The 12,688-nt window shown below is 53.5% G+C and carries 9 protein-coding genes; 5 read left to right on the top strand and 4 right to left on the bottom strand.

Annotated elements, in window-relative coordinates; genetic code table 11:
• Positions 1-85 precede the first annotated feature (85 nt).
• Positions 86-685, top strand: coding sequence for a BON domain-containing protein (locus tag Q31b_RS12630; RefSeq protein ID WP_146600066.1), 600 nt, complete (start codon positions 86-88; stop codon positions 683-685).
• Between the two features lie 267 nt (positions 686-952).
• Here Q31b_RS12630 and Q31b_RS12625 read toward each other — a convergent pair whose 3' ends face one another.
• Both Q31b_RS12625 and Q31b_RS12620 read right to left on the bottom strand, forming a co-directional pair.
• On the bottom strand, positions 953-1,513 hold the full coding sequence (locus Q31b_RS12625) for an RNA polymerase sigma factor (protein ID WP_146600065.1): 561 nt from the start codon (positions 1,511-1,513) through the stop codon (positions 953-955).
• Between the two features lie 346 nt (positions 1,514-1,859).
• A complete protein-coding gene (locus tag Q31b_RS12620; protein WP_146600064.1) occupies positions 1,860-3,386 on the bottom strand; it encodes a Do family serine endopeptidase in 1,527 nt (508 codons plus the stop codon).
• A gap of 273 nt (positions 3,387-3,659) precedes the next feature.
• Here Q31b_RS12620 and glgC point away from each other — a divergent pair, with 273 nt between their 5' ends.
• A complete protein-coding gene (gene glgC, locus Q31b_RS12615; RefSeq protein ID WP_146600063.1) occupies positions 3,660-4,892 on the top strand; it encodes a glucose-1-phosphate adenylyltransferase in 1,233 nt (410 codons plus the stop codon).
• Between the two features lie 66 nt (positions 4,893-4,958).
• On the opposite strand, the gene Q31b_RS12610 is transcribed toward glgC, so the two are convergent.
• Positions 4,959-6,326 carry a S41 family peptidase gene (locus tag Q31b_RS12610; protein ID WP_146600062.1) on the bottom strand — a complete coding sequence of 456 codons (1,368 nt, stop codon included), beginning with the start codon at positions 6,324-6,326 and terminating at the stop codon, positions 4,959-4,961.
• A 984-nt stretch (positions 6,327-7,310) separates the two neighbouring features.
• Here Q31b_RS12610 and Q31b_RS12605 point away from each other — a divergent pair.
• The 3 genes from Q31b_RS12605 (at position 7,311) to Q31b_RS12595 (ending at position 11,497) form a co-directional block, all read left to right on the top strand.
• Positions 7,311-8,456 carry a helix-turn-helix domain-containing protein gene (locus Q31b_RS12605; protein WP_146600061.1) on the top strand — a complete coding sequence of 382 codons (1,146 nt, stop codon included), beginning with the start codon at positions 7,311-7,313 and terminating at the stop codon, positions 8,454-8,456.
• 166 nt (positions 8,457-8,622) lie between these two features.
• Complete coding sequence (locus Q31b_RS12600; protein WP_146600060.1) at positions 8,623-10,032, top strand: Gfo/Idh/MocA family oxidoreductase; 1,410 nt, start codon at positions 8,623-8,625, stop codon at positions 10,030-10,032.
• A gap of 247 nt (positions 10,033-10,279) precedes the next feature.
• The gene (locus tag Q31b_RS12595) at positions 10,280-11,497 is read left to right on the top strand and encodes a zinc-dependent alcohol dehydrogenase (protein WP_146600059.1); all 1,218 of its coding nucleotides are present in this window, start codon (positions 10,280-10,282) and stop codon (positions 11,495-11,497) included.
• A 105-nt stretch (positions 11,498-11,602) separates the two neighbouring features.
• On the opposite strand, the gene Q31b_RS12590 is transcribed toward Q31b_RS12595, so the two are convergent.
• Positions 11,603-12,616, bottom strand: coding sequence for an exonuclease domain-containing protein (locus Q31b_RS12590; RefSeq protein WP_146600058.1), 1,014 nt, complete (start codon positions 12,614-12,616; stop codon positions 11,603-11,605).
• Positions 12,617-12,688: the final 72 nt, after the last annotated feature.

Here is a 12,688-nt window from a genome sequence, read left to right as displayed (position 1 = left end):
ACGAGTTGGCGATTAGGAGGTTAGAATAGATTAGGAGTCTGTCGTTGATTCCGCGATTTAGCCGTCTCGTTCTCTCGAATTAGCCATGATGATCCGACGTATATTCACCTCTTGCCTATTTGCCGCTCTGCTATCGAGTCCTTTATTTGCTCAGGGTAATGCCGATACCTCCGATCAAGGCGGTACCCTCACTCCAGCGAGCGGCGGATTGGATGCCGATGCTGCTTTCTCAGCAATCGACCGCGGAACCGCTGTGGGGCAAACGGCTGAAACCGGACTCGGTTTCGGGGGAGTCGGCGGGACAACGACAACAGGAACGACAGCCCGAACCACTGGAGGCGTCAGCATGGGAGGTATGGGAGGAATGGGTGGCTTCTCCAGCATGTTTGGAAATCAAACAGGTCAGACTGGCAGTTCGACCCCACCCGTTATCCGCACGCGGTTGAGAAGTGCTATCGAAGTTCCACCGCGACCACAGTGGCAAACCGAGCAATCCGCTACCGCTCTCATTCGTTCGCTACCAAGCGGGAAGCGAATGCCGGGCGTCCAGGTCCGGGTAGAAGGCAGGACCGCCGTTATCGCAGGGACGGTCAGCAGCCAGCATGACCGCCGAATGAGCGAGCTGCTGATGCGACTGGAGCCTGGCGTGCGAAACGTCGACAATCAGATTGAAGTTTTGCCGTAGCGTTGACGGGCTGTCGATTTAATCGGTTTGACTCGACTGATTGTTTAACGCCAAGCCATAGGCGACCGCTTATGGGAAAGCTGACGCCTTCGGCTAAGCGTTAAACGATTAAATCGACAGGCCGTTTCCACGACGGTCGATCCACCACGGTCGATCCAACGCAGGGTAGCTCGTAGCCGAAGTCGCCAGACTTTGGACGTCCTTCACCGGCCCTTCATCCGCCCGGCCCTTCATCCGCCCGGCCCAATCGTTGGCGTGGCCGGCTTCTTAGGATCTCATCTTTGCTCGAGCCCGACTCAAGACGGGGCCGATGCTGTTTTCAGCCATGCCGACGGTTTGGCTAATCTCTTGATAGGATTTGCCCTCGAGGTGGTACATGCGAACCACGTTGGCTTCTTGGGGATCGAGCCGCAAGAGTAACTGTTGGACCTGTTCCTGATCTTCGATTCGGGAGGCGGCTCCGTTATCGGATTCGGCCTGAGAATCTGCAGCAGAACGAATATCGCCAACGGGGCGAGCCGTTCGCCCGGCTGCTGCCAAACGCCGAGCGATTACACGTCGAGAAATCACTGTCAAATAGGTCGCCAGCGAGCAATTGCGACGAAACCGGCGCAGCACGCCAAAGTCGTTTGCAATGATTGCCAAAAAGACTTCCGCGACCAAATCGTCTCGCGTCGAGCTATCGAGCGAAAAACCTCGCGACTCAGCCGTATGGTTCGCCACATGCACGACCAACCCCAGAAACCGGTCAGCAAAGTTCTGCCAAGCGCGCGGAGCCCCATCAAGACAATGTTGAAGAAGCTGGCGATCAACCTCAGAAAGACTCACAAGTAGGACACCAAAGAGGGGAAGATGGAACAAAACTCTATGCTAATAGTAAGTAGCGAGCATCCAAATCGCAAGCATTATCCCAACAATCGACGAGGATCGTTCCTGCAGCGGTGCAAAATTGCAAGAATTTGGCGTCTCCGGAGGCAATGATTTGTCCGTTGCTGATTTTGGTCCTTCCCATTCGCCTCGCTTCGCCCCTGTGTCGATGGCACAACGACACAGGGGCTCTGCTTCACAACGCACGAAAATGCATCTCCCCGCTCCCGCGCTCCATTTTCGCCCACCGAAGGCGGATCGGAAATGGAGCGACGTTTCGAATGTCCCGAGAGAGACGCGTCGACAATTAGCGAACGACCAACAACATCCGGCTATTGCCGCGGCGGACGACCAACCGCAGAGGCTGCCCTTGTTTAGCAGCCTCAGCGACAATCAGCGACAAGCGATCTGCTGAGGAGACTTCGATCCCCGCGGCCGATTCAATCACATCACCGACTTGCAATTCGCCGCGGTCTGCAACCGATCCGTCTTCAATTCCGGTCACGATCAAACCACTCTCGAGCTGATCATAACCATAATCGCGGGCCGATTCGGGAGTGACCGGAACGAGCGTCGCACCGAGCACGCTACCGCTACCGAACATCGCCATTGCGGCATTGGTTCGTTCTTGCAAATTGACGCTTACTTGAAGCGACGCCCCGTTTCGCGTGACGTCCATCACGACGATCGATCCTGGCGCCCGGCTCGCAATGTAGTTGCGAAGCTGCGTACCTGATTTGATCGGTCGATCATCGACCTTGGTGACCACATCGCCTGGTTGCAATCCAGCTTTCGCGGCAGGTTGGTTTTCCAAAACCGCACCGATCAAAGCCCCGGAGCGGACGGATAAGTCGAACTTCTGAATCGTCGCGGGCGTCACATCGACAACTTGGGCTCCCAGGAAGCCGCGATGCACCTGACCTGTTTCGATGATGGATTCAAACACGGGGCGGGCTAATGAAACAGGAATCGCGAATCCAATTCCCGCACTCGTTCCGCTGCGGGAAAGGATCGCGGTATTGATCCCCACCAATTCGCCTCGCAGATTGACGAGTGGACCACCCGAGTTGCCTGGGTTGATCGCCGCATCGGTCTGCAAAAAATCTTCAAAACCGTTGCCATCATCGACGATACCTTGAACGCGGTTCTTGCCACTAATGATTCCGGCGGTAACGGTTTGATCCAAACCAAAGGGGCTGCCGATTGCCAACACCCAGTCTCCGACGCGAATTTCATCCGAGCTCCCGAACGAGACGGGACGCAGCCCATCGCGATCGATCTTTAAAACCGCCAAGTCGGTTTGCGGATCGGCTCCGATCACCTTGGCTTGAATCATTGTATCGTCGCTCAGTTCAACCGTAACGGTATCGGCACCTTCGACGACATGATTGTTGGTCAAGATATATCCGTCACGACGGACGATGACCCCACTGCCCATGCCTTCGGACTCACGTTTCTGCGGACGCAACCGACCGCCGCCAAAGAACTCTTCAAAACCGGGCGGCAATTGACGCTGAAAACCTGGTGGTAAACCCTCATATCCTCCATTGATGATCTCGGTTTGCTTCGTGCTAATGCTGACGACACTCGGCCGTAGCATTTCGGCGACATTGCGAAACGAAGAGGACAAATCCTGAGCGGTCGCAAGATTTTGTGGCGAGTTCGCTACTGGGGGGGCGGCGGCGTGTAGACCCGACCTTCGTTGCGGCATTTGGTCCTGCGCCGATATGTCACCCTGCATCCGCTCGGGCAAACTCATCACCACGGCCGTCAAAAGGGAGCCGACAATCATGGCGGTAAACAGGATGCTCAATTTTTTCCACAATCTACTCATCACAGCTTCTCCTAGTTATCTATCGAAACGAATCGGAATATTCTAACCGATTGATATTGGCTTCTACGGGCCGAAAAAGAGTTGGAGTACCGGAACTTCCGGCAGAAAATAGGATAACGTTTGGGCCACTCAAAAGGCAAACCGTGGGTCGCGTTAAAGGATACGATTCTGCTATGCTCGTAGTGCGTTGGTGTGGCGAGAATGTTCGGGATTTCGTCGCTTTTTCAGCTTGGAAGCATTTGTGCAGTTAAAAAGCAAGGAGCAATCATTTCGATGCGCGACACTTTGACAGTCATTTTAGCAGGCGGACGAGGTTCTCGGTTGGAAGCCTTGACGCGAGACCGTGCAAAACCGGCCGTCCCTTTCGGTGGCCTTTACCGAATCATCGACTTTGTGCTCAGCAATTGTCTCAACAGCGGGATGAGACGATTGATGCTGTTGACTCAGTACAAAGCGCAATCGCTTGATCGCCATATCAACTTGGCATGGCGAAACTATTTCTGCCGAGAGCTTGGCGAGTTCATTGATGTCATGCCGCCGCAGCAGCGGATCGATGACAATTGGTACCAGGGCACTGCCGACGCCGTTTACCAAAACATCTATGCGATCGAACGGGCTCAGCCAAAAGACATCGTTGTTTTGGCAGGCGATCATATTTACAAAATGAACTACAAGCCGATGGTCGATTTTCACCGAGAAATGGGAGCCGATATTACGATCGGTGCGTTGCGGGTGTCGCCTCGCGAGGCGACTCAATTCGGTGTTTTGCAAACCGACCAAGAGCATCGCTTAACCGGTTTCCAAGAAAAACCCGACCACCCGATTCCGACACCCGAAGATCCCGAAGTCTGTTTGGCGTCCATGGGAATCTATGTGTTCAACGCCAGGTTTTTGTATGAGCAACTTTGTGACGACGCGACGCGCGAGGAAAGTTCGCACGATTTTGGAAAAAACATCATTCCTGCTGCGATCGATAAGCACCGCGTTTTCGCGTTTCCCTTCTTGGATGAAAACCGCAAATCGGATGCGTATTGGCGCGACGTGGGGACTATCGATGCCTATTACGAAGCCAATATGGATTTGATCGGTGTCGATCCTCAACTAAACCTTTACGATCGTGTGTGGCCGATCCGGTCCTATCAACCGATGTTGCCGCCACCAAAGTTCGTGTTTGGCAGCGAAGGCTCATCGCCGCGGCGCGGCGAAGCGCTCGATTCAATCGTTTGCCAAGGAGCTATTCTGAGCGGCGGCGTGGTCGCCCGAAGTGTGATCGGCTCCAACGTTCGCGTGAATAGCTACGCCCATATCGAAGACAGTATTCTGTTTGATGGCGTCGAAGTCGGTCGTCGTTCCCGGATCCGTCGCGCGATCATCGATAAAGATGTTCACATCCCAGAGGGGGTTGAAATCGGCTACGACCCCGTCGCCGATGCGCAGCGTGGGTTTACGGTCAGTGCCAGCGGTCTGGTCGTGATTGCCCGCGGAGAGCACATCGAGCCGTCCTAAGACGGCCTCACCGTAACCCTCACTCGGGTGATAACGGATGTGAAGCCGAATTCAGTCCGTTCTACGTTAATGGCTTCTAAGGCTTTCGACCGCTTTTCTCAACTGCGGATCGATCGACATCAAGCTGCCTGTTTCTATCGAGGCGCCAATTTCTGCATCTGGTATCGACTCGTCCTCCTCCGGGTTGGCCGGTTTGAATTTCGCCCGCACTTCCTCGAGCGCGGCCTCGGATAAACTCGGGTAGGACGCACGAGTCCAATGCTCTACAAGCGCCAACCGAGTTTTGTCGTCCAGTTCGATACGCATCGAGTCATCGGGAGAAACCCCCCATTCGTCCTCTTCGGTTGCCTCTTTACTACGGTGAATATTTTTGCCGTTGGGACGATAGTATCGTGCGACAGTCAGTTTCAGGGCACTACGTCCATACTGAAGTGGCAGAACATTTTGTACCGTTCCTTTGCCATAACTGCGAGTTCCGACGATGGTTGCTCGTTTGTTGTCCTTGAGAGCGGCAGCCAAAATCTCGCTAGCACTTGCCGAATTTTCGTCGATCAAAACCGCGAGCGGTTTATCGACGGCCACCAACGTTCCTGGTTTTGCCTCATATTCCGCTTCGATTTTCCCGCCTCGAACACGCGTTGAAACAATCGCTCCCGATTCTAAAAACATATCCGCAATATCGATCGCACTGTATAGTAATCCGCCTCCGTTGCCGCGGACGTCGATGACCATGCCACGAAAGTCATTGTCAAGCTCGACAAGAACTTTACGAAGCTCTTCGATCGTCCGATCACCAAAGCTGGTCAGGCGGATGTAGGCGATGGTGGAGTCTTCCTCGAGTCGGTAAATCCACTCATCGTTTGGGCCGCGTCTCGATCCAATCACCGATTCCAACTCAATCGTTGCTCGCTCGACGGTAAACACCATCTCCTTCCAACCGCCGTCTTCTCCGCTGCGGCGACGGATGCGAACCTCAACGGTCGTGCCAATCACCCCTTTCAACGCTGCGGTGACTTCCCCAAGGCTCATTTCAGAGACGTCTCGCCCATCGACCCGAATGATCTGATCAGCGGGTAGCAAGCCGGCTTTGATCGCCGGAGACCCGACCAAGGGTGTAATGATACGTACCGGTTCGCCCGCAACTGGCTGGTCCACATAGATCCCAATACCGGCGAATTCTTGCTGAATGCTATTGCGGAACGACTCATAGTACTCGGACGTGATGTACTCACTATTTTGATCGAGTAGCGATGTCATCCCGTTCATGGCCGCGACAAGCAGTTGGTCTTCCTCCACGGGGTCCACGTAATAGTTGTTGATCATCTCCATCGCATCCCCAACCATGATCGCTGTCTTGGCACGCCGGTGGGTGACATAACAAGCGGAGGAGGCGAGAAACGCGATAATCAGAATGGTCAGGTTGCGAGGAGGCATGTTGGAATAGAACCTTTGTAAAGTAGCCGAGTCTCTCCGAGACTCGTAAAAACTCATAACCGAGTCTCCCCGAGACTCATAAAAACTAGTAGCCGAGTCTCTCCGAGACTCGTAAAAACTCATAACTGAGTCTCCCCGAGACTCATAAAAACTAGTAGCCGAGTCTCTCCGAGACTCGTAAAAACTCAACGTCCGAAGAGACGCCGCTAATCTCGCCACGGATTGGCACGGCGATTGCCAGATACCGTCTGCTGTCGTGAGCGATGACCGAACTTCCGCTCGATACCCCGCAATTCTACCAGCTACCAACAAAACAGAGAACAATGATGCGTGTATGTAAAAGGACCTGCATTTGATCCGCACCCAACGTCTGCGATCTGCTTGAATACCGGATGGTTGCCAACACGGCGGAACGAGTATTTGGCGTTACTAAAATCGCGCTCTCTACGCTGGATGATTCCATGCCAAAGCCAAAAACTTCCCTCCGCTTCGCTGGCTGCTTGGCTTGAATCGATACAACAGTCACTCAGTGGTTGACAGTTAGACACCGCGCGTACTCCAGACACCGCGCGTATTCCAGACACCGCGCGTATTCCAGACACCGCGTGTATTCCAAACACCGCGTGTATTCCAAACACCGCGTGTACTCCAGAGACTTCGGACAATTGGATCAACGCTCAAAGGGAATTGGCCAAGAGGTTCCGTTCTGAAGGGGGGGGAGCGATTTTTGGCAAGGAGAGGTCTCCGCATGGGCGTGCCGTTTGGGGACGATTTTATCGCAATTTGAGGACAAACGTGGGGTTAGCAAACCCAGCATCCATGCCTGTTTGGGCATTCAAATACTGCATTGGCGGCCAATGTGGGTAGAAAAACGCCTTTTTTGAAACTTTTTTTCTACTTTTTGACGTATTCTCTCCCGTCCGATGACTTCGTGATACAATACGGCTCTTGAAAACCCCAACTACTCGACTTCAATAACGAAATATGAGATACGCTTTTCGGCTCGCGGAACTACTTGGCCACACCCCTGATCGTCGCAAGCGACCGGGCACGATCAAATCGATAGTTGAGCATACAGGCTTAGACCGGCATCAAGTAGCCTCATTGCTCAAGAACGAAGCAAAATACATTCCATTGGATGCACTGTCGCGTCTTTGCGATTACTTGATTGATCATGGTTATGCGACAGCCGAGCAATTGCCTGGTGCTTTGTTCGCTGTCAATGCTGAGAATTTCTGGGAGCTGCTGGCGCGGCGAAGCGAGATTGAGATCGTGGTCGGAGTTCGTCAAAACAACGGTGACGATTCGCCTGAGAACGCAACGGTCGTCGCCAGTGACTCGGTGCTGTTTGGCGAATTGCTCAATGGTGTTTCGACTCTTGGGGGAGCGGCAAAACACAAGAGTCATTTGGAGAATGAAGAAGGGAAAACGGTCGAATTGCCAATGCCCGATCGTTTGCAACAAACGCTCGTGTGGAGCCCCGGCCAAGTCTCGTTCGAAGATGCACGCCAACGGGCCGAAGAGGTGTTCGAAGGCTTTGTACAAGCTCAGAATGACCGTGGCATGGTGTGCATCGGCAGCGTCAAGAGCAATCCCGTCGTGGAACTGATGTTCTCCGATGCGTTTGGATGCACTCCGTTCGTCACCGAGGATGATGTCGATGATGTCTCGGCCCGCTCATGCCCATTCTTTTTGCGATACCGCGATAGTGATCCCAAACCGGGTGCGGCCTCGGCCGGTACGCGGTTGAGCAAAAACGAGGACGCCGCCGAGCCAGGCTTCTATTACGAGAAGGATGATGGGACGTGGGCGTATGCGGGCGGCAATGGAAAGGACTCAGCACTCGTGTTCTACATCTACCGTGAAGCGCTTGGCCGCTTGGATATGGTATTGAGTGGATTTTCTGGCCGCGCCACGAGGCTTTTGGCGAAGACGTTGGCGATTCGCGGTGAAGAGTTTTGGCCTCCCATCTACGAACATGCTGGAATGCAAGTCGGTGCATACTTGGTTCAATACGAAAATTCAGAGACAACGCCTAGTCGCGAGGATCTAATCTTCAACCCGGGTGGTGCCGCAGAAATCATGCCGCTTTCCGAAAAAGCACTGGCAAAGCGTTTGTCAAAGCGTTAATGTTCCTCCCTACCGCCATCCAAGCAACGGGCCAAGGGATCGTTGCGGATGAGTTTTGCCGTTAGTACCCTCACCACGTGTTAACGAACGGGCTGCCAACGGATTATTTCCTGCTTCTGAGTTCTTAGTGAACCCCCACCTTTCTTGTTTCCACAAGGTCAATCAGATGAACAATCGTAGTACAACTCGTCGAGATTTTATCGGCCGTAGCGCAGCCCTCGGTGCCAGCGTTGGCTTTTTTACAAGCTTGTCGCCAGCCACTCGGGCTGAGGATTCACCGCTGCAGGGTTTGGCCGCTGCATGTATTGGGGTCGGCGGTAAGGGCAGCAGCGACACCAGCCATATCGCTGAGCAGGGGGTTTCGATCGTCGGATTGTGCGATTGCGATGGACGCACGTTGACGAAGAAAGGACGCGAGTTCCCCGAGGCCAAAAAGTTTGATGACTTTCGGGAAATGCTTGACTCGCTGGGCGATAAAATTGACATCGTTACCGTTTCGACACCCGACCACACGCACGCCGCCGCCGCCGTTCGTGCGATGCGGATGAAGAAGCACATCTATTGCCAAAAACCTTTGACATGGTCGATCGGCGAAGCACGGTTGATGCGAGAAACAGCCGAGGAAACGGGGGTTGTTACTCAGATGGGTAACCAGGGCACATCCGAGGATGGGATGCGTGAAGCGGTCGAAGTGATTCAAGGCGGAGCCCTTGGCGACGTTTCGGAAGTCCATATTTGGTCCAACCGTCCGATTTGGCCGCAAGGCAAAGGCCGACCAGTTGGCGAAGATCCGATTCCCGAAGAACTGAACTGGGACGCTTGGATTGGACCTGCTCCGATGCGACCATTTGTAGAAGGAGCCTATCACGCGTTCAATTGGCGTGGCTGGGTGGACTTCGGCACCGGAGCTCTCGGTGACATGGCCTGCCACACGACCAATATGCCCGTGATGGCTCTTAAACTTTGGGATCCCATTGCGATGACCGGCATTAAGAATCCTGGCATCTTCGAAGGAGAAACCTACCCGAACAGCTCAGCGTTAATGTTCGAATTCCCCGAACGTGAAGGTTTGCCTGCTTGTAAATTGTTCTGGTACGACGGTGGCGAATTGCCTTCCGATGACGTCCTGGCTCAACTTCCCAGTTCGTTCAAAAAGCGAATTGAAGCCCAGAAAGCGGGTGGCAGAAAGACAAGTGGCGCGTTGCTAGTAGGAAGCAAAGGTTCACTGTTTTCGCCCGACGACTACAGCTCCAAATACCATCTGCTTCCCGAAGACGACTTCGCTGACTTTGAGGCGCCAGCGCAAACCTTGCCCCGCGTTCCTTTCAATGGAGACGTCGACCAGCGGCATAAGTGGGAATTCGTCGAATCGGTCAAGGGGCAATACGAACCAGGTCCGATGTCCAACTTTAGCTACGCAGGTCGGTTGACCGAAACCATCCTAGCAGGCAACTTGACCATGCGAGCCAAAGCAGGGCAACGAATCGAATGGGATGCCAAAACACTCTCTAGCCCCAACGTTCCGGAGGTCAATGAATTTGTCCGCCGCGATTACCGAGCAGGCTGGGAAGTCTAAAAAACAGCATCGATTCCATCGTGATGGTGACGCGGAGCGGATGCCTGGCATTCGCGAGCCTTCAACACGCACCTCCGGAACCAATGGTCGAGATAGGGTTGTCCCTATCTCGGAACCCATTAAGTACATTCTTTTCGCCTACATCCCCCCCCGCGACTTCCACGGAGCCAATCTTGAACTAGACTATCGTCTCTACAAGATATCGTATCGTCTCTATTTTTTCTCAAAGTGAAAAGTCTTTCATTTTATGGATCTGCAAAAAGTTCAGGACATTATTCGTTCCTCCGTTGCGGATCATTTACAGACGAATGCCAAGCCGTCACTCGCGGCTTCATCGGGTCAAGCAGCGTCAGGTCAAAAAGTACGTGCTGCCGTCTTGGTCGCCAAGCAACAACTGGAGATTCGCGAATTTCCACTTCGAGAAATTGCTGACGATGAACTGCTTATTCGTGTCGAAGGATGCGGGATTTGCGGAACCGACATTCACTGCTACAAGCACGACCCCTTCGATCTTTGCCCCGTTGTGCTTGGGCACGAAGGGACGGGGGAGGTGGTCCAGTTGGGATCGCAGTGGAAAATTGATAGCGTCGGAAAACCAATCCGAATCGGTGACAAGGTGGTCACCAGTATCATGGAGACGCTCGATTCTTGCATGATTGCAAAGTACAACCCGCAAAAGGCAAACCTTTGCGACGACATGCGGATCTACGGTTTGTTGCCCGACACACCCAACGATCATCTCAACGGATACTTTGCAGAATACGTCATTATACGGCCTGGTTCATCGATCTTCGTTGTCAACGACATCAGCTTGAAACTACGTGTCTTGATCGAACCGGCGACGGTCGTTTGCCATGCACTTGAACGAGCGAAGAACTGCGGTTCGATTCTGAATTTCCGTAGCCGCGTCATTGTTCAAGGCTGTGGTCCCATTGGCCTTTTGATGGTCGCCGTGCTAAGGACCTATGGCATCAACACCATCATAGCGATTGACGGCAATGACGACCGTTTGGCGATGGCCAAGCGGTTGGGGGCCGACCACACAATCAATTACCACAACTATGAAGATGCCGATGGAGTGGCCGCCCAGGTCGGTGATTGGACCAAGGGGCTCGGTGCCCATTTTGGTTTTCAAGTCACAGGTGTTCCACAAGCGGCAAGCAACCTTTTCAAATACATTCGCCGAGGGGGAGCGATTTGCGAAGTCGGGCATTTTGTTGATGCGGGTACCGCAACCTACAATCCACATCTGGATATCTGCAAGAAGGAATTGACGCTCCTCGGCAGTTGGGCGTACGGCAGTTGGGAGTACCCCAATGCCTACCACTTCCTTGAACGCGCTGAAAAGATTGGATTACCGGTCGAGGAATTGGTGACCGATTCCTATCCGCTCAGCGAGATTGAAACCGCTTTTCAAGCAAACCTCAAACAGCAAGGCGTCAAGCTTATGGTTACGCCCTATTAGGCATCGTAGAGCATTTTGTTTTTTTGATGTGGCTGGGGCTTCCAGCCCCAGTTGAGAAGAACGTGCGGCGGGAAGCTACAGCCACTAAACACGCAGCCTACGTTTTCAGGTAATGCCTAGCCCGGAGACAATGAGCCCCAAGAATTCATCCTCATTCAAAATCCGAATCGAACTTCCCGATGCTTGGTAGCGTCTAGCAGATACTTCTTGGACGCTTTGCGACGAATGACCTACCACTAATAGGTTCGTGCTCTCTTCGACATCCGCTTGGCACTCACCACCGAGTCGCTGCGCCAACGATTCGGCTTCTTCACGGTTAAGCGAACGGAGTTCACCCGAAAAGACGATGGACTGGTTTTGTAACGGCCGAATGAACTCTGCACGTACAAACAATCGCTGCAATTCGAATGCTTTCGCTTGATCAAACGTGTCGCCGTTAGGTGGTTGGACCTTTCCGAAACCATTTGGCTTGGTGGTGCCAGTTGATTTCCCTCGACGTGATCTCGATTTTGCTGGCCCGCGTTTTCCCCATGCCCCTGCCGTTCCTCGCGATAGCTTTAAGCGTTGCTCCAAATCCTCGAGCGACGTTGCATTCAGGTCGGCACCAGCGGCTAAAAGAATTTTCGCACAAGCAATCGAGTCTTCGAGTGCGTCGTGGTGTCTGAAACGAACCCCCAACCAATCGGACAGCGGTTTAAGGCCGAAGCGGGGCCGATCCGGCCACGTCTGGCGGGCAATCGAACGGGTGCAGGTGTACTGCATCTCGGGGATTGGTAACCGATGCGTTTTCAGGCAAGCGATTAAAACACCGATATCGAAGGAGGCATTGTGAGCAACCAAACAGGGTGCCCGACTCTGCCCTGGCGGCAGCCGGAAGTAGTCGGCAATATCGTGCCAAAGTTCGCCGAAATCAGGTTCATCTGCGACATCGTTGGGTGAAATCCCATGAATTTCGATGTTCATAGGACTGAAAAAGAACGGCTCGGGGCGAATCATCCACATCTTTGAATCGCATACCTCACCGCCGCGCACAACGACGGCCGCCAATTGGCAGGCACTATCGCTTCGTCGGTTCGCGGTCTCGAAGTCGATCGCAATAAAGTCAGCAGGAAACGCCATTCTGAATTCCTATCGCTCCTACTAGCATTCTTTAAATTGGTAGTGACCGTTGGTTGTATTCTGGTTGGACCC

It is taken from the genome of Novipirellula aureliae, assembly GCF_007860185.1.
In the GTDB taxonomy this organism is placed as follows: domain Bacteria; phylum Planctomycetota; class Planctomycetia; order Pirellulales; family Pirellulaceae; genus Novipirellula_A; species Novipirellula_A aureliae.
The sequence above is the reverse complement of the archived record's forward strand: the minus strand, read 5'-3'. Positions and strand labels throughout refer to the sequence as shown.